14 protein-coding genes and 1 pseudogene are annotated in these 18867 nt (G+C 50.1%); 12 read left to right on the forward strand and 3 right to left on the reverse strand.

Translation table 11 applies throughout. The annotated features are described in order from the left end of the window. Positions 1-17 precede the first annotated feature (17 nt). From nuoE to hydF (R70331_RS14735), 7 genes are read left to right on the forward strand one after another with little or no spacing between them, the layout of a single operon-like run. Entirely contained in the window at positions 18-518 is a 501-nt protein-coding gene (gene nuoE / locus R70331_RS14705; RefSeq protein WP_081947622.1) for an NADH-quinone oxidoreductase subunit NuoE, read from the forward strand. Positions 519-558: 40 nt separating this feature from the next. Continuing rightward, the gene (gene nuoF, locus R70331_RS14710) at positions 559-2436 is read left to right on the forward strand and encodes an NADH-quinone oxidoreductase subunit NuoF (RefSeq protein WP_081947623.1); all 1878 of its coding nucleotides are present in this window, start codon (positions 559-561) and stop codon (positions 2434-2436) included. Between the two features lie 8 nt (positions 2437-2444). After that, complete coding sequence (locus R70331_RS14715) at positions 2445-4190, forward strand: NADH-dependent [FeFe] hydrogenase, group A6 (RefSeq protein ID WP_231576510.1); 1746 nt, start codon at positions 2445-2447, stop codon at positions 4188-4190. A 20-nt stretch (positions 4191-4210) separates the two neighbouring features. Further along, the gene (gene hydG / locus R70331_RS14720; RefSeq protein WP_042176707.1) at positions 4211-5644 is read left to right on the forward strand and encodes a [FeFe] hydrogenase H-cluster radical SAM maturase HydG; all 1434 of its coding nucleotides are present in this window, start codon (positions 4211-4213) and stop codon (positions 5642-5644) included. A 24-nt stretch (positions 5645-5668) separates the two neighbouring features. Continuing rightward, positions 5669-6868, forward strand: coding sequence for a [FeFe] hydrogenase H-cluster maturation GTPase HydF (gene hydF / locus R70331_RS14725; RefSeq protein WP_042176708.1), 1200 nt, complete (start codon positions 5669-5671; stop codon positions 6866-6868). A gap of 12 nt (positions 6869-6880) precedes the next feature. Next, positions 6881-8302: an aspartate ammonia-lyase gene (locus tag R70331_RS14730; RefSeq protein WP_197071335.1), complete on the forward strand. Its 1422-nt coding sequence runs from the start codon at positions 6881-6883 to the stop codon at positions 8300-8302. Then, positions 8302-9585 (forward strand): [FeFe] hydrogenase H-cluster maturation GTPase HydF, encoded by a 1284-nt coding sequence (gene hydF, locus R70331_RS14735; protein ID WP_042176712.1) that lies wholly within the window; start codon positions 8302-8304, stop codon positions 9583-9585. The genes R70331_RS14730 and hydF (R70331_RS14735) overlap by 1 nt, the downstream gene beginning before the upstream one ends. A 326-nt stretch (positions 9586-9911) precedes the next feature. On the opposite strand, the gene R70331_RS14740 is transcribed toward hydF (R70331_RS14735), so the two are convergent. After that, positions 9912-10433, reverse strand: coding sequence for a hypothetical protein (locus R70331_RS14740; protein ID WP_042176713.1), 522 nt, complete (start codon positions 10431-10433; stop codon positions 9912-9914). Between the two features lie 198 nt (positions 10434-10631). Here R70331_RS14740 and R70331_RS14745 point away from each other — a divergent pair, with 198 nt between their 5' ends. Next, positions 10632-11144, forward strand: coding sequence for a sigma-70 family RNA polymerase sigma factor (locus R70331_RS14745; RefSeq protein WP_156131131.1), 513 nt, complete (start codon positions 10632-10634; stop codon positions 11142-11144). Positions 11145-11157: 13 nt separating this feature from the next. Further along, positions 11158-12615 (forward strand): DUF4179 domain-containing protein, encoded by a 1458-nt coding sequence (locus tag R70331_RS14750; RefSeq protein WP_042176715.1) that lies wholly within the window; start codon positions 11158-11160, stop codon positions 12613-12615. 335 nt (positions 12616-12950) lie between these two features. On the opposite strand, the pseudogene R70331_RS14755 reads toward R70331_RS14750, so the two are convergent. Further along, a pseudogene (locus tag R70331_RS14755) lies at positions 12951-13472 on the reverse strand (C40 family peptidase); the annotation flags it as partial. Between the two features lie 276 nt (positions 13473-13748). Here R70331_RS14755 and R70331_RS30520 point away from each other — a divergent pair. Beyond that, positions 13749-15419 (forward strand): polysaccharide deacetylase family protein, encoded by a 1671-nt coding sequence (locus R70331_RS30520; protein ID WP_052419066.1) that lies wholly within the window; start codon positions 13749-13751, stop codon positions 15417-15419. Between the two features lie 132 nt (positions 15420-15551). Here the strand turns inward: R70331_RS30520 and R70331_RS14765 are convergent, their stop codons facing one another. Beyond that, on the reverse strand, positions 15552-16409 hold the full coding sequence (locus tag R70331_RS14765; RefSeq protein WP_042176716.1) for a helix-turn-helix transcriptional regulator: 858 nt from the start codon (positions 16407-16409) through the stop codon (positions 15552-15554). Positions 16410-16671: 262 nt separating this feature from the next. On the opposite strand from R70331_RS14765, the gene R70331_RS14770 reads away from it, so the two are divergent. Then, entirely contained in the window at positions 16672-17871 is a 1200-nt protein-coding gene (locus R70331_RS14770; RefSeq protein ID WP_042176717.1) for an MFS transporter, read from the forward strand. A gap of 103 nt (positions 17872-17974) precedes the next feature. Beyond that, positions 17975-18796: a methyl-accepting chemotaxis protein gene (locus tag R70331_RS32310; protein WP_042176723.1), complete on the forward strand. Its 822-nt coding sequence runs from the start codon at positions 17975-17977 to the stop codon at positions 18794-18796. Positions 18797-18867: the final 71 nt, after the last annotated feature.

The following is an 18867-nucleotide window of genomic DNA, read 5'->3' on the forward strand; positions in this document are numbered from 1 at the left end:
CGAAGGGAGCCGTCTGAGTGGAACAACATCAACCTTGCAGCAACAGCACCATAGCCGAAGCCGACCGGAAGCTGGAGCAGATCAAGCTGGCAATCGGCCAGTTTAAGCAGATGAAGGGTGCTTTAATTCCTGTATTGCATGAGGTTCAGGATGTATACGGATTTTTGCCTGAGCCCGTGCTTCAGGTGGTGTCCGCAGAGCTTGATTTGCCCATGAGTGAAATCTACGGCGTTGCGTCGTTCTATCATTTTTTTTCGCTTACTCCGAAGGGGGAGCATGTTATCCATGTCTGCATGGGCACCGCCTGCTACATTAAAGGGGCTCAAGGCATACTGGACCGGCTCAGCACAGAGCTGAAGGTTCCGGTTCAGGGGACAACAGAGGACGATAAATTTACGCTGGAAGCAACACGCTGCCTGGGAGCCTGCGGGCTGGCCCCTGTTCTGACCATTGGGGAAAAGGTGCATGGACGCCTGACGCCGAACGCCGTGCCTAAAATGCTTAAGGAATATAACTAGTTCCGGCAGTACACGCAAAATGTTAACGGGAGGTATCGGCATGAAGCTGTTAACGGATCTTGATGCCATCCGCACGCTTACCCAGGGACGGCTGGATAACCGGAGGATTAGCGGGGCATCAGGAGAATCGGTTTCGTTCAGATCAGTGATGGTATGCGGAGGCACAGGCTGCACATCGTCGGATTCCAATAAAATCATTGCTGCGCTGGAGCAGGAAGTCACCGGCCGCGGCATCCAGACTGAGGTGGAGATCGTCCGCACCGGCTGTTTTGGGCTGTGTGAGCTGGGCCCGGTTGTGATCGTCTATCCTGAGGGGATTTTTTACAGCCGGGTGGAGATCAAGGATATTCCGGCGCTGGTCGAGCAGCATCTGGTAAACGGCAAGCCGTATGACAAGAAGATTTATGAGAAGACCCGCCAGGGCGATGAACTGCTGAATTTCGAAGAAACCGATTTCTATAAAAAACAGGTGCGGATTGCGCTGCACAACTGCGGTGTAATCGACCCTGAAGTGATAGATGAGTATATCGCGAGTGACGGCTACCGTGCGCTGGCCCAAGTGCTTACAACAATGAGCACCGAGCAGGTTATTGACATCGTAAAAAGGTCCGGCCTGCGCGGCCGGGGCGGCGGCGGCTTCCTGACCGGACTGAAGTGGGAGTTCGCTGCCCGGCAGAACAAACCACAGAAGTATGTCATCTGCAATGCTGATGAGGGCGATCCGGGGGCGTTCATGGACCGTTCGATTCTGGAGGGTAATCCGCATTCCGTTATTGAGGCGATGGCGATAGCAGGTTATGCCATAGGTGCGAACCAGGGGTTCATCTATGTACGGGCAGAATATCCGATTGCTGTCCAGCGGTTCTCGAAAGCGCTGGATCAGGCCAGGGAATATGGACTACTGGGCGATGATATTTTTGGCACGGGGTTTGCTTTTAACATTGAGGTGCGTCTTGGCGCAGGCGCATTTGTCTGCGGGGAAGAAACTGCGCTGATCCACTCGATTGAAGGACATCGTGGGATGCCGACGCCGAAGCCGCCGTTCCCGGCCGTTGAAGGGCTGTGGGGCCAGCCGACCATTATCAACAATGTGGAGACGCTCGCCAACATCGGACAGATTATTCTGAACGGCGCAGATTGGTATGCCGCAATCGGCACGGAAAAGTCGAAGGGCACCAAAGTATTCGCGCTTGGCGGCAAGGTGGTGAATACAGGCCTGGTTGAGGTCCCGATGGGTATTACGCTGCGTGAGGTTATTTTTGAGATTGGCGGCGGTATTCCCGGAGGCAAAAAATTCAAGGCTGTCCAGACCGGCGGCCCGTCCGGCGGCTGTCTGACTGAGGAGCATCTGGACTGTACGATTGATTTTGATACCTTGACCAGCCTTGGCTCGATGATGGGCTCAGGCGGAATGATCATTATGGATGAGGATACCTGCATGGTCGATGTTGCAAGGTTCTACCTGGATTTCACCAGAGATGAATCGTGCGGCAAATGTACCCCGTGCCGGATCGGAACCAAACGTCTGCTGGAGATGCTGGATAAAATCACTTCCGGTAAAGGTACCCTGGAGGATCTTGAACATATGGAGCAGCTGTCCCTGCAGATCAAGAATGCTTCCCTGTGTGCACTGGGGCAGACGGCTCCGAACCCGGTACTGTCCACTTTAAAATATTTCCGTGAGGAATATCTCGCTCACATAACGGACAGCAAATGCCCGGCAGGTGTCTGTAAAGCGCTGATCTCCTATGAGATTGATGCGCAGCTGTGCCGCGGCTGCAGCCTGTGTGCCCGGAAATGCCCGAGCGACGCGATTTCCGGCAAGATGAAGGAGCCGTATGTGATTGATAAGGCGGCCTGCATCAAATGCGGAGTCTGCTTCGATGTATGCAAGTTCAAGGCGGTAGCGATAGTCTGACGATAGGAGTGATCAGCTTGAACACGGTCAAAATCATGATCGACGGGATCGAGACGGAAATCGTCAAAGGCACCACTGTGCTGGAAGCCGCCCGGGATCAAGGTATAAATATCCCTTCCCTCTGTTATCTGCAGGGAGTTAATCATTCCTCCAGCTGCCGGGTCTGTGTGGTCGAGGTCGGACCGCGGCTAATTGCCTCCTGTACGCTGATCGCCGAGGAAGGCATGAAGATTCAGACGAATACCAAGAAGGTCCGCGATGCCCGGAGGACATCAGTCAAGCTGCTGCTCTCCGATCATGACCGGGAATGCCTCAGCTGCTCACGCGGCGGCAATTGCGAGCTGCAGAGTGTATCGAATTCGCTTAACATCCGCAAAGTGACGTATACCGGTGAGCATTCCAGCCGGGAAAAGGATTATTCGTCCCCGGCAATTGTACGGGATGCCTCCAAATGCATCCTCTGCGGACGGTGTGTCGGCGCCTGCGGTACAGTGCAGACCGTTGGCGCTATCGGTTTTGCCAAGCGCGGCTTTGACACTGTAATCTCTACAGCCTTCGGCCGTCCGCTGGCAGAGTCAACCTGTGTCAACTGCGGCCAGTGTATTATGGCCTGTCCGGTCGGCGCTTTGACCGAGCATGAGAATATCCGCGATGTATGGGATGCTATCGCTGACACCGGTCAGTATGTCGTTGTGCAGACGGCCCCGGCTGTAAGAGTAGCCCTTGGAGAAGAGTTCGGACTGCAGGTCGGTACCCGCACAACCGGCAAAATGGTTGCCGCGCTGCGCCGGCTCGGCTTCGATAAGGTATTCGACACCGTCTTCGGGGCGGATCTGACCATTATGGAGGAAGGCACCGAGCTGCTCTCCCGGCTGGCCAGCGGACAGAAACTGCCGCTGATGACCTCCTGCTGCCCGGGCTGGGTGAAGTTCATGGAGCATAACTTCCCTGATATGCTGGATAACCTGTCCACTTGCAAATCGCCGCATGAGATGGAAGGGGCGATGGTTAAATCTTATTTTGCCGGCAAGCTTGGACTAGATCCGCAGAAGATCACCGTTGTCTCCATCATGCCCTGCACGGCCAAGAAGTTTGAAGGTGCACGTGAGGAGCTGTCTAATCATGACATGCAGGATGTGGACTGGGTGCTTACGACCCGCGAGCTGGCCGCGATGATTAAGGAGGCGGGGATTGATTTTGTAAATCTGAAGGATGAGGAATTTGATAATCCGCTCGGTGTAGGCTCTGGAGCAGGTACAATCTTCGGGGCGACAGGCGGAGTATCCGAAGCGGCGCTGCGTACCGTCTTTGAGCTGGTCTCCGGCCAGCCGCTCGATTCTATTGAGTATACCGCTGTACGCGGGATGGACGGCATTAAGGAAAATACGGTTGAGCTGCCGGACGGCCGCAAAATCCGGACAGCTGTAGTCCACGGGCTTGGCAATGCCCGTAAATTAATGGAGGCCATGCAGCGCGGAGAGAAGAGTTATGACTTCATGGAAGTCATGGCCTGCGCCGGCGGCTGTATTACAGGCGGAGGACAGCCAATTCTAAACGCTGCGGACAGCAGCCGGATCGATGTCAAAGCGCTGCGCGCCAAAGCGATCTATTCCGAGGACGAAGCCCAGACTGTCCGCAAATCCCACCACAATCCGTTCATTAAGCAGCTGTACGCCGAGTTCCTCGGCGAGCCGAACAGCCATCTGGCCCATGAGCTGCTGCATACGCATTATACGGTGCGGACGAAATACTGAGCAATTATATGCTAAGGAGGATGGCACATTTGCGCAAGGATTGGGAACCGGCGGACTTCATCGACGACGCGGAGATTACAGCCAGCCTGCAGGAAGCGGGGCGGACGGCCGGAAACCGGAGCGTTGTCCAGTCTATTTTGGATAAAGCAAGAGCCTGCAAGGGGTTAAGCCACCGGGAAGCGGCAGTGCTGCTGGAGGTCAGGGATGAGGATATTCTGCAGGACATTTACAAGTCAGCGAAAGTCATTAAGGAGAAAATCTACGGTAACCGCATCGTCCTGTTTGCGCCGCTGTATATCAGCAACTATTGTGTCAATAACTGCGAATACTGCGGGTATAAGCACTCTAACCAGGATTTTGTGCGCCGGAAGCTGAACAGGGATGAGCTTGCAGGTGAGGTGCGTGTGCTTCAGGAGCTAGGCCATAAACGTCTGGTCATTGAAGCGGGTGAAGATCCCGTCCACTGTGATATTGATTATGTAACCGATTCCATTAAAACGGTGTATTCCGTCAAGGTCAACAACGGCAGTATCCGCCGGGTTAATATCAATATTGCGGCAACTACAGTCGAGGATTACCAGAAGCTGCGGGATGCGGAGATCGGGACCTATATTCTTTTTCAGGAGACCTATCACAGGCCGACTTATGCTGCGCTGCACAAGAACGGGCCGAAGCATGACTATGACTGGCACACAACAGCGATGGACCGGGCACAGCTGGGCGGTATTGATGATGTTGGTGTAGGCGTATTGTACGGACTGTATGACTACAAATACGATACGGTCGCTATGCTGATGCATGCCGAGCACCTGGAAGAGCGGTTCGGCGTTGGGCCGCATACTGTTTCTGTACCGCGTCTGAGGGAAGCGGCCAATGTAAGTCTTGAAATGTATCCTTATCTGGTTAAGGATGAGGAGTTCAAGCAGCTGGTTGCCGTTCTGCGGCTGGCGGTGCCTTATGCGGGCATGATCCTGTCCACCCGGGAGGAGCCGGCCTTCCGGGATGAGGTTATCCAGCTCGGGATTTCCCAGGTCAGTGCCGGATCAAGCACCGGGGTCGGCGGCTATATGGAGGCGAAGCAGGGCACAGCGGGGGCGTCAAAAGAAAAGCCGCAATTCGAGGTGGGCGACCACCGTTCACCGGAGGAGATTATCCGGGGGCTGTGCAGGGACGGCTATGTTCCCAGCTATTGTACAGCCTGCTACCGGGAGGGGCGGACGGGCGACCGGTTTATGCGGCTGGCCAAGTCAGGGCAGATCCATAATGTCTGCCAGCCGAATTCGCTGTTGACCTTCAAGGAGTATCTGCTTGATTATGCCGATGCAGAAACCCAGGCGCTGGGAGAAGAAATTATCCGCAAGGGGCTTGATGACATTCCGAAGGAAGCAGCACGAAAAATTACCCGTGAACGGCTGCAGCGGCTGGAGAACGGCGAACGGGACCTGCGCTTTTAATAGAACCATAAGGAGAGATTGGCCATGCAAACCACACCGCAGCCGGGCAAGATGCACATCGCAGTCTTCGGCCGGCGCAATTCCGGGAAGTCCAGTCTGATCAATGCGCTGACCGGCATCCCCTATCAGGTTGTCGGCGATCAGCCGGGCACAACGTCAGAACCGGTGTTTCAGGCATATGAGCTGCCCAAAATCGGCTCCGTCATCATTATTGATACGGCAGGCATCGATGGGGATCACGATACAGGGCCTTTTCGGGTCCAGAAGACCCGCGAGGTTATGGATCTGACCGATCTCAGTCTCCTGATCTTCTCCGGGGAAGAGGATGATTACAAGCTGGAGAAGGAATGGTACCAGGAGCTTGCCAAGCGCAACATTCCGGTGATCGGCGTTATTGCCAAGGTAGATGATCATTATGTGGATCTCGATCAGTTGAAAAGCGAGCTGAACATTCCGTTTGTCAAGGTCAGCTCGCGCAGAAACATTAACTTTGGCAGTCTGCGCCATGCGATCCGTGAATATGCCCCGGCAGAATTTGAGCGTCCTACCATTCTAGGCGATCTGGTCCATCCGGGGGAAGTGGTCGTAATGGTCATGCCGGATACGATTCCGGCACCCAAGTACAGGCTGGTTGCTTCCCAGCAGCAGATCCTGCGGGATTTGCTCGATCATCATGTAATGGCTCTGTCCGTTACAGAGGTTGAGCTGCCTACACTGCTGATGAATCTAAAGGGTATGCCGGATCTGGTCATTACGGACTCCCAGGTGTATGACAGTGTGAACGAGATCCTGCCGTCCAATGTGCCGCTGACCACCTTCGCGATCCTGATGGCAAGGTTTAAGGGGGATCTCACCACCTTCGTCACAGGGGCAGAAGCTATTTCGAGACTACAGCCAGGGGATAAGGTGCTGTTGTCGGAAGCTTGTATCCATCATCCGCATAATGGTGAGATTGACCGCGAGCTGGTGAAAAGAAAGCTGCAGGATACAGCCGGCGGAGGTCTGGAAATCCGCTCTAGCGTCGGTCCTGACTTTCCCTCAGATCTGTCTGAATATAAGCTGGTTGTCCACTGCGGCGGCTGCATCTTCAACCGTAAGCAGCTGATGAACCGGCTGACAGACTCCGGTGCCCAGGGTGTGCCGATTACGAATTACGGTATTGCCTTTGCTTACTTCAAAGGCATCCTGCCGCGCGTGCTGGAGATTATGCACGTTAATTCATAAGGGGCGATCTTCGTGGAAACAAGCGGCGGATTTCGTCTGGAACAGGATGCGCTAGGAACATTGGAGGTACCGGTGTCTGCCTATTACGGGATTCATACTCTACGTGCGCTGGAGAATTTTGCAGTAAGCGGAAGGCTGGTTAATCCTCATCAGATTAGAGCAATGGTAACGGTGAAAAAAGCGGCAGCATTAGCTCACTTGAAGCTGAACAGTTATCCGCCTGAGATCGCAATAGCGATTGTGCAGACTTGTAATGAGATTCACGCAGGCGGACTTGCCGGCCAATTCGTTGTAGATGCACTGCAGGGCGGGGCGGGTACGTCCACTAATATGAATGTCAATGAAGTTGTGGCGAACCGGGCGGTTGAGCTGCTTGGCGGAGTACGGGGTGATTATACGGTGGTGCATCCGCTGGATCACGTGAACTGCTGCCAGTCTACCAATGATGTCTATCCAACCGCCCTTAGAATTGCCGCAATCGGTCTGCTCCGCAAGCTTAGCGAAGCCTGTGCTTCCCTGCAGGAAGCGCTCCAGGAGAAGGAACTGAAGTATGCGGAGGTGCTTAAGCTCGGACGAACCGAGCTGATGGATGCGCTGCCAGTGACTGCAGGCCAGAGCTTCGGTGCATATGCCAGGGCTGTTCAGCGTGACCGCTGGCGTCTTTATAAGGCAGAAGAAAGGCTTCGGGAGATCAACATCGGCGGGACGGCGGTCGGTACCGGAATGAATGCTCCCGTCAAATATACATTTTATATGACAGAACTGCTGCAGGAGCTGACCGGATTCGGATTAGCCCGGAGTGACTTCCCTATGGATGGTACACAGAATATGGATGTGTTCACCGAAGTATCCGGTTTACTGAAGGCAGCAGCAGTGAATCTGCTGAAGATATCGGGCGACCTGCGCCTACTGGCAAGCGGTCCCGCCGGAGGTCTGGGGGAGCTGAAGCTTCCTCCGGTACAGGCCGGATCTTCAATTATGCCCGGTAAGGTCAATCCGGTGATGGCAGAAATGCTCGGAACAGCAGCGATGCGGGTGATCGCCAATGATACTGCTGTAACAATGGCCTCAGGCAGCGGACAGCTGGAGCTGAATGCCTTCCTGCCTTTAATTGCAGATGCACTGCTTGATTCTCTAGAGCTGCTGCAGCGTGCGGTTACCCATTTTACTGAGCGCTGTGTACGGGGCATTATTGTTAATGGTGACAGGTGCACCGAGCTGCTGGAGCGCTCCGGCGTATATGCCGCCGCATTCATTAGCCATATCGGCTATGACAAAAGCGCGGAAGCTGCAACAAGGGCAATGGAGGAAGGGAAGACGATCAGGCAGGTGCTGCTGGATTCCGGACTTTTGCCCGGGGAGAAGGTGGAACAGATTCTGAATCCGAATCAGCTCACAAAACCCGGTATTCCCGGAAAAGGGAGAGATCAGTAATGAGCTTGAATGATTCCCCGCGGGCAAGCCGTCTGCATATTGCTGTCTTTGGGAAGCGGAATGCCGGTAAATCCAGTCTCATCAATGCTCTGGCCAGACAGGAAATCTCTGTTGTGTCACCTGTACAAGGAACAACAACAGACCCGGTATATAAATCGATGGAGCTGCTTCCGCTCGGGCCGGTGGTGCTGATTGATACCGCAGGGCTGGATGATGAAGGCGAGCTGGGCGAGCAGCGGAAGAAGAAAACGATGGAGGTATTGTACAAAACCGATGTGGCGCTCCTAGTAATTGACGCACTTGAAGGAGCTACGGCGCATGATGAGCAGATTGCCGGCTTGCTTAAGAGCCGGAATATTCCTGTCATCGGGGTTTTAAATAAAACGGATCTGCTGCCAGCGGAACATGCAGACCGGAATGCTGCTCAGCAGGCTGATACATGCCGGGAGCGATTCGGATTCCGGTTCATGCCTGTTTCTGCTGCGACGCAGAAGGGAATTCATCCGCTCCGGCAGGTGCTGTCTGCCGCTGTGCCTGCTGAAGAGGACAAATTCCGGATTATCGGCGATCTGCTCTCGCCGGGAGACCTTGTTGTCCTGGTTACTCCAATCGACAAGGCGGCACCCAAAGGCAGGCTGATCCTGCCACAGCAGCAGACCATCCGGGATATTCTTGAAAGCGACGCCATTGCTCTTGTTACCAAAGAGCATGAGCTGAGGCTGACACTGGAGAGCCTCGGGCGTAAGCCGCGTATGGTTGTGACGGATTCTCAGGTGTTCCTGAAGGCAGCCGCTGATACGCCGCCGGAAGTTCCGCTTACCTCATTCTCGATCCTGTTTGCCCGTCACAAGGGCAATCTGGAGGAGCTGGTCCGGAGCGCCAGGACTATTGACCGGCTGCAGGACGGTGACAAGGTGCTGATAGCCGAGCCGTGCACTCACCATACCCAGCCGGATGACATCGGCAGCGTCAAGCTGCCCCGCTGGATCAGGCAGGCGACCGGCCGGACGCTTGAGTTCCATCATGCGAACGGGATGAGTTTTCCCGGCAATGTGCAGGATTATGCACTCATTGTTCATTGCGGCGGCTGCATGATCAACCGCCGGCAGATGCTCTGGCGGATGGAGCAGGCAGCAGCAAGCGGAGTGCCCATAGTCAATTATGGTGTAGCCATTGCCCATGTCCAGGGGATACTGGAAAGGGCGATCTCTCCGTTTCCGCTTGCCCGGCTTGCCTGGGAGGAGGAACAGGCTACGTATAGCCGGTTAATTGTTGAGGGATAGGTAGTTATGACGACTAGTTAATTCAATAAATAAGGCCAGCCCGTCAATCCGGGTCTGGTCTTGTTTATTTCGGATCAAAGTGAACGCATTCAACGGTAAAAGTGCCTTTGATTTCGGCGGAAGCGGCTGGATGGGCGAAATAAGCGGTAAAAGTGCCGTTGATTTCAGCGAAAGCGGCTGGATGGGCGAAATAAGCGGTAAAAGTGCCGTTGATTGGCTCGGGTGTGGCCGAGGTAGACGCATTCAGCGCTAAATATCTCGTGGTTGTATGCTGAGACCTAACGTGCCCCAAACCAGGAACTCTTTTAACCATACCAGCTAACTATTTACCTGACACCAGCATCATCCAGCCGGATCTCCGCCACCTCGCCGCTGCCGTTTACACACCAGAACTCCAGAGTCAGCTTTTGTTCCCGGTCAATATAGCCGATGATGTCTGCTCCCTGTTCACCTGATTTGTAATATTTATTTCCGTAGAGCGCCAGTACTTTTTCTTTGGAGTCACCGGTATGTATGCCTTTCGCAGTCTGCAGAGGGTTATCCGGGCCGGAGATGATCAGCCGCAGGATGGTACCCTTTTGTGAACCACTGTTAATAGAAGCAGTACTTAAGCCGCCTTCCCATCCATAGTAGTCGTACATCTCATTATTTTGTTTGTCCAGCGGCTGCTGATACATGTCTGTAAAAGAACTGCTGCTGATGTTATCCCGTACCTTTACGCCGCCGATTGACTCCGCTGAAAGGTCAGTAGAGCGCGCCAGCAGCTGTGGCCGGATCAAGAAGCAACTAATCAATAGTACTGCAATCAGTCCGGTAGCCGCACTCCACATCATTTTTTTAGTATGCATAATCCCTCCGTCTTCAGAAATGTACATATAATGGAATAGCTTATAATGTCTATGTCAGCTTATCATAGATAAATAATATGAAAAAGTTTACAGAAATCAATCGTTTTGCACACGCACGGCGTCTTACATATAGATACACAATATAGGGGGCCCCTATATAGAAGCTGTATTCCTAAAGGAGAGGGGGAGCAGAATAGGATGGAGCATACAATGCATGAGATCCGTCAGGCGGATATTGCCTTATTAGATGAAGAGGCTTTTTTCAAACGGCTGTATGTCGAGCACCGCAAATTGTATGCCATTGCCTACAGTTATATGCGGAATGAAGCGGACGCGCTGGAAGTGGTGCAGGAGGCATCCTGCCGGGCATGGATCAAGCGCAAAAAGCTAAAGGACGGGCAGTCCTTCACACCCTGGCTGATCCGGATTACCATCAACTGCTGTATGGACGAGCTGAGGCGCAAAAAACGGGTATTCCCGGCGGAAAAGCTGTCAGAGGAAGCGGCTCAGGAGATGCAGAGCAACGAGCGGATTGATCTGGAGCGGGCGATACACCGGCTCAAGCCGAAATACCGGCATACGATTGTGCTTAAGTATTACCAGGACATGACGGTGCCGCAAATTGCAGAGGTGCTGAAGAAGCCGGAGGGTACGGTCAAAACCTGGCTCCGCGACGGACTGAAGCAAATGCGTGCCTATCTGCAGAAATAAAGGAGGCGAAACGATGAAGGAATTAGAAGAGCAGCTGCTGCAGCAGAATGCAGATGAAGTGAAGCAGCTGACGGAGGCTATGCCGGAGATGAAGATTTATCAGGCTATGCAAAGCGGCGTCAGGACTGGAAAGCAGTTATCCCGGAGAAAAAGGATGATGTCGGGTCTGAAAATCACAGTGGCCGCTGCTGCGGTTGTTGTACTGTTGTTTACTTTTTTGAAAATCCCCGATGAAGCTGTGGAATATACGGTCCAAACGGAAAATACGGCTAACACCGGTATGAATTTCAGCCAAATTGATACTTCACTTATCAGGAGTAAGCCACTGCTTAATGCACTCAATCAGAATCTGCTCCAGCCGGTAAATAAAGGAGTGGAAAAAGCAGGATTCAAGGTGGAAATTACAGGTGCAGTAAGTGACGGAAGGCAGGTATACATTTTGTACAGTGTGCAGAATCAAACGAAACAGACGGTTACCCATGCCGAGTTCGGGCTGGAGTTTGGTGCCTTAAAGGCGGCTAACATCGGTGCAAGCCTTGAGATGCTGGGTAATGACAGCCAGATCCGCGCAGGAGAAACCCTGTACTTTGTCTATTCCAATATTCTTTCACCTGAAACGGATTATCCGGAGGAGGCAAAATACAACGTCGTCCTAACCCAAACCTCGGATATAGCATTAAGCTCCAGCAGCAATAAATACCGTACAAGTCTGGAGGTCTCCTTTAAGCTGGATACGGATATGATGCAGGACCGCAACCGGTCATGGACTGCCAGGCAGGATCTGACTGTTGCCGGACAAAAGCTTACAGTCAACCAGGTGCTGTTTACCCCATTAAGCACTTACGTGGATATTAAGGTGGATGAGCGTAATACCAGTCAGGTTTTTGGACTGATTAATCCTGTTCTAATAGGCAGAAGCGGAGAAAAGATTATTAAGTCGTATTATCCAACCGCTATTACAGCAGACAATTCAGAGCTCTGGAATGACCGGTCCAGGTTCACGCTTGTGTATACCAGTAAAGAGTACCTTGCGCTGGATAGCCTGTCTCTGAAAACCTTCGGCATCGCAGCGGCTGATAAGAATAAGCTGAAGCTCGTAATTGATCTGAACAGGGGTGAGTTGATTGAGGCACCAGACGGCCTTTCAGTAAAAAGTCAGTCTGAATCAGCAAAATCAGGTGTGATTACCTTCCAGAACAAACGGGAATCCGTTGAGACGCAAGGCAGTTTCATAATGCGACTGGCAGAGAATTATACGGATGCAGACGGAAAAGTGTACACAAGACCGGGAGGGGAAGGGTTCTTTTCACAATCAATGTCCCGGGGGGCTAAAACATTTGACGAGGAGTATGATTACAACTTTGGATTGCAGGCTATTGATTATCCGCAGCCGTTGACTGTAGAAATCGAGCGCTACTGGAATCCGGTGATGGATACCCAGTCAGTAAACCTGGTTCCTGAACATAAATAAATGTACTTTGCTTCAAGATACAAACAAGCCGATCCTGTTAATAACAGAATCGGCTTGTTTGCTGTAACGGTATTGTTACGCCTGACGGCTTAACGGAAATTGCTGAACCATCCCCAGCCGAAACCGGAGGCTTGATCCTGCGAAGAACTGCCGGATGAATCTGATGCTGTGTCAGCTGCAGTATCCGTAGCAGGAGCAGTCTGTGGTGCGGTTTCTGTTTCGGTTTGTGGTTTGTCCGTGCCTGATGTATTCTTCTCTGAACCGGCAGCTGAACCGCTGTTGGTGTCTGTTTTTGATCCGGCGTCTGCTTTACTGATGTCTTGACTATCTGACGGCAGCACTCTCCGTGCAGTGGTGTAGTGCTCATCCCACCAGCCGCTGTCCAGATCCGTAACCGTTACGCCGCCTTCTCCATAAGTGTGCAGGATTTTACCGTCTCCGATATAAACGGCTACATGATGAATGGGTGAATAAAAGAATACCAGGTCACCCGGCTGCAGCTGATTTCTGGCGATATAGGTTCCGTCTGTTGACTGCTGCTTGGAAGAGCGGGAAAGCGAAATGTCATGCTGCCCGAAAATGTACTGGGTGAACGAGGAACAGTCAAAGCTGCTCGTATTCCCTGCCTCAGCACCGTATTCATACTTGACTCCTTTGTACTTCATGCCGGTTGCAATAATTTGCTCAGCAAGGCTGGTATTGGAAGTTGTACTTACAGTACTTTTAGCAGTAGCGGTTGCTGCATAGGCTGTGCTGCTGTTATCAATAAAGCCTGTCCCGGCTGTCAAAAGAGCCGTACCCAAGCTTACGCCAACGACGAGAATGCGGAACCGGTTATTACGTTTAGTTGTATACATGTGTTACCTCCTGTGTGAGTCTGTCTGGGAATCTTCTGAACCCACTCTAACACAGATAGAAATAACAGAAATTGCTAGAGAATGTAACTTCTCAGTAATGGCAAGGGGTTAACTGCATTTATTAAGAAATGATGACAAAATTTTAAACGAATTATTCTTGACTAAAGGCGTATAATATGTTAATAACGAGAAGCGAATGACAAAAAATATATATTGAGGAGGGGTAAAGCGAATTTAAGCAAATGATAATTAATACGAGTTTTGAAAGGAGCTACAATGTTAAAAAAATTTTACGTATCATTTCTAATACTAATTTTTTGTCTGAATTTATTTTCATTTCAAGCTTTAGCTCAAGTAAATACAATTACAAGCAATGGGAAATTGACTATTGATAGTATCAACACTACAAAAAATTATTTTGAAGTATCAGTGAGTGACCTTTGGTATATGGGTTGGTATAAAGCAGATAGTTCTAATGACAGCAGTCCTTATTTTGCTGTATATAAGAAATCAGAAGGGCCTGAATCGGCAATATGGTACTCGATGCAGAAAGATCTTACTAATTCTAATCGGTGGGCCTCTAAAGTGTATTTTAGCGATTTTAATAATGAAATTGGGGAGTATTTGATAACTGTTTACCAAAATGGGATTACTAATTATCAAGGGCAAACTAGCACTAGGTCAGAGTACTTTCTTGGCGAACTTAAGGTTAACTATTTAGATGTTACAACAAGTGAAACCAATACAACAAAATCTAATGTTAACTTGTATGCACGAAATATAAATAATGTTAAAGGGATGTTTTATGCAGTTTGGAGAAGTGAAGATGGTATTGATACAGCAAAATGGTTTGGAATGATAAAAGATTCTAACGAACAGTATGTGAGTAATATTGATATTCAAAACTTTGATTTTAAAGTAGGTGAATATCAAATAAATGTATTTAAAACCAATGCAGATGATTCAAGCACATTCGTTTCAAACGTTAAAGTTACTATAAATCCTGTAACCTCTAGCAATGAAATTCATGAAAAGTCATTTCCTGTTTACGCGTACAAATTAAACCCGGATTTAACAAGTGCTTATATGGCGGTATGGAAAGAGGAGGATGGAATTGATGCTGCTAAGTGGTTTGGGATGAGATACGATGCCATACATAACAGATGGGACTACGATATCAATATTTCAGATTTTAATAACCGTGATGGTGTCTATTATGTAAATGTTTTCGGTAAAATAAAAAATGAATCTGATGTATTTTTAGGTCAGACTAAAATTAATGTCCATGCAAAAAAAGTACCAGTATTAATGTACCATGAAATTGGTGACCCCCAGACAGGTGCTGTTTCAAAAGAAGATTTTCAACAACAAATGGAGTATCTTAAAGATAACGGCTTTACAATGTTAACTTTTGATCAATTAGCATCATATGAAAACTATGAGAAGCCAATCATAGTTACATTTGATGATGGATATTCAAACAATATACAAGCATATCAAGTACTCAAGGAGCTCCAAACAAGCTCGTTCCACCCAAGAGCAACTATCTTTATGATCGGTGCGTATATCGATAATCCACACCCCAACTATTTATCTGTTAGTCAAATAAAAAGTATGAGCGATAGTGGGATTATTTCGTTCCAAAATCACACATACACTCATATCGATCTACGGCGAACAAATTTCGATGAAAATGCTGAGTACATTGTGTCAGCACAAAAAATCAATTCAATAACTAATAAACCCGTTAATGTAATGGCATTTCCAGTAGGGGGATATAATTCAAAAGTAATTAGCATTATTAAGAATAGTGGGTATATATATGCGGTTACAACTGATGATGGTAAGTATGTAAATACTGATGATTCTGATGAAAATTACCAAATTAAACGAATCGGAATTTATGGAAAGCTATCGATTAGCGAATTTGCTAAAAAAATTGAGTAAAATATAAAATCTTAAACGCTAATTTAAAGAAAGTCCGGATAATTAAGAATCCGGACTTTTTTAATTGAGCATAAATAATCAGAGCTTTGTTAATTCAATGTAATATTTAACGTAATAAGAAAAATGATTCCATCAGTTCTCAAACATATCACGCTGATTACTTTCCCGGAATTTCCGGGGAGAGATGCCGATGACTCTGGTGAATAGGATAGAGAAATAGTTGGCATTGTCATATCCGACCAGCTTGGCGATTTCCCAGATTTTTTTATCGGTGACAGCCATCAGACGCATCGCTTCGCCCATCCGGCGCTGAATTAAATAGCTGATGGGAGAGATGCCGAAATTATTTTTGTACATATGGACCAGGTAATAGGAGTCGATGTGAAAAAGCTGGGCCAGATCGGCGAGCGTCAGCTTGCGCCGGTAATGAGTGTCCAGATAAACCTTGATCTGATTGGCGAGCGAAGCCTTTTCTTCCTTGGCAGTACGGTTCTGTAAAAGAATCATCCGTTCCAGTAACAGCAGGATGGTCTCCAGCAGATGCTGGGAGATCCGCTCATATCCTTTATTGCGCAGTGAAAATTCACTGTACAGAACCTGAATCAGCATAGCTAGCTCCCCTGTATAATGATTGGCGCGGATTACCGGCTCCCAGCCGGGCGGAACGACCCAATCCCGCAGTCCGTCTACCGGATGAAGAAACCGGAAATTGAAGTAATAGGTAGACAGCGGCTGATCAGGGTGGGATTGTTCCTGATGCAGCGTACCCCGGTTATAGATAAGCACATCCCCTTTTTGTGCCGTATAGGCTTTACCGTCAATAACATAGGAGCCGGCACCATCCACGATATAGATTACCTCATGCAAATCCTCATGCTTGTGCAGCGCAAACTTCCATTCCGGATTGGCACTCATCTTACCTGCATAGATCAGCTCGCTGTTAAAAGCTCCGGTGTTCATGTTCATCAGCAATCCAGCGTTATCGTCCATACCGTATCCTGCTTTCATTAAGGGTTGTAATGACAAGATATATCATCTTTTGGGGAAAGACAACAATAACGTTTATTGTTCCGGTAACGGTTCGTTTGTACAATGAAGCTCAGAATCAAAAAGCGCTGGCAGCTCCAGAATGATCTATTTCCCGTGAAAGCGGAAACAAATAGGGCGGAGCCTGTGTTGAAAGCGTGAAACAATATATATAACATTTTTGCGTGAGGATTGAAGTGGATCTGATCAGCATCCGGGGGGAACTATGAAAAAAGGAAATGAACGCGGCCTGGTATTCTCTTTTACCTTTATGGCCTTTCTGCTTGGAACCACAGAGTACATTATTGTCGGCCTGCTGTCTGAGATTGCCGCTTCGCTGCAGATTACGTTAGCTGTTGCCGGCAGCCTGGTATCCGGCTTCGCCATCGCCTATGCCCTGGGGACACCCGTATTAATGACGCTGGTCAGCCGGCTGCCGAAGAAGCAGACTATACTTGCCGCTATAGCCCTGATTGTTGTGTTTAACCTGTTCAGTGCAGTATCAGGCACCTATGGACTGATGTTATTCACAAGAGTTGCGACAGCGGTGCTGTGCGGTCTGGCAATATCACTGTCCCTGTCGGCGGTCAGTGAAGTTGTTACTCCGGCCAAGCAGGGGAAATCCGTCTCATATATTCTGGGCGGGTTTGGTATTGCGAATGTGCTGGGCGTGCCGATCGGCACCTTTGTAGGCCAGCATTTCGAGTGGCAGGCGGCGTTTATTCTGACCGCAGTGATGGGCGTTGCCGCTTTTGTGCTGAATCTAATGGTTATTCCATCTAATCTGACTAACACCAAGGCCTCGCTGAAGGAACAGCTCAGGCTGCTTGCTGACAGACGCATTATTCTGGCCTTTCTGATTCCGGTATTCGGGACCGGTGCGGTCTTCAGTATCTACACTTATATCAGACCGCTCATGGATCAGGTAATGAATATATCTGCAGCATCGGTAAGCTGGGTGCTGCTCGCTTACGGGCTTGCTACCATTTTCAGCACATGGCTCGGCGGGCTTGTCGCTTCCGGCAATGCACTCGGCAGATTAAGAATTGTGTTTCTGGTGCAGGCGGCGATCTATGTGCTCTTTTTCTTTGCAGCCCCTATTCCGGTTCTCGGACTTGTTTTTCTGATTCTAAGTGCATGTGTATCCAATATCCTGAATGTTACGGCACAGCTGTATCTGATCGAGCTGGCTGTTGAGCATTCTCCGGGCTCGCGGGACTTCGCTGCTTCGCTGAATCCGGTCGCGGCCAACACCGGCATCGCCGGCGGATCAGCCTTAGGCGGGGTGGTGGTGGGAACGAGCGGTCTGGCTGCCTTGTCCTGGACGGCTGCAGGCATTGCGCTCGCCGCTTTTGCGGTAACGGCAATCAGCTACCGTCTGAAGCAACGGTCTGTCCATCGTAAAGCGCAGGCAGCCGCTGCATAATACTGACGGATTACAAGTTTCCAGAATGTTCTCTTGAAAATACCCTCCCAAGTGTCGATAACATAATTGGTAGACACAGAATATACACTTTTAGGAGAGAGCCATGGATAACCTTACTGCACTTGTATTAGCAGCACCGATGTTCAAACAGATTCATGCCCAGGATATTATGATTGGCATTACAGACAGAGAGATTTTTCATTACTATGCACCGAGCAAGGTGCTGGACTTTGGCCTGACTAAGGGCAGTCCTGTTTCGCCGGATGACCCCTCACTTGGCAATGCCCTTGCAGGACGTGCTACAACCAACCGTTTATCAGCCGAGCTCTATGGAGCTACAGTGATCTCCTCGGCCGTTCCGGTTTATGGAGCGGAAGGTGAAGTCATCGGCGCCTTTGCAATTGCCTATACCTTGGAAAATGAGGACAAAATGGAGCAGCTGACCGGGAATATCAATCTGATCAGCGGCCAGCTGGTAGATATGGTGCAGAATGTGGCTGCCCAGTCTGAGGAATTATCGGCAACAACAGCCCAGATTCTTGATAATTCACGGCAAACGGTTGAAGAATCGAAGCAGGTGAATAAGGTGGCCGGCTTCATCAGGGAGATCTCGGAACAGACCAATCTGCTGGGATTAAATGCGGCAATTGAGGCGGCCCGGGTCGGCGAGCAGGGAGCAGGCTTTGGTGTCGTAGCATCGGAAGTCCGTAAGCTGTCTGTCAACACCAAGGAAGCGACAAAGACAATTGAGGATTCACTGGCGCTGGTCCAGCGTTCCATCCGCCAGATGGAGCAGGAAATCGAAGCCATTGCCGCTTCTTCCGCTGCACAGGCAGAGCTCGTTACCCAGTTCAGTGATGTCATTGAACGGCTGAACGAAACCAGCGGCGAAATGACCCGGTTCATTTCCTCGATCATTCAGTAAATAAGGATACTCAAAGATGCTCCAGGGCTGTTAAACGGCTGGTCTGGAGCATCTTTTTTGTGTGCGGTAAT

The organism is Paenibacillus sp. FSL R7-0331 (assembly GCF_000758645.1).
Classification (GTDB): Bacteria; Bacillota; Bacilli; order Paenibacillales; family Paenibacillaceae; genus Paenibacillus_AQ; species Paenibacillus_AQ camerounensis.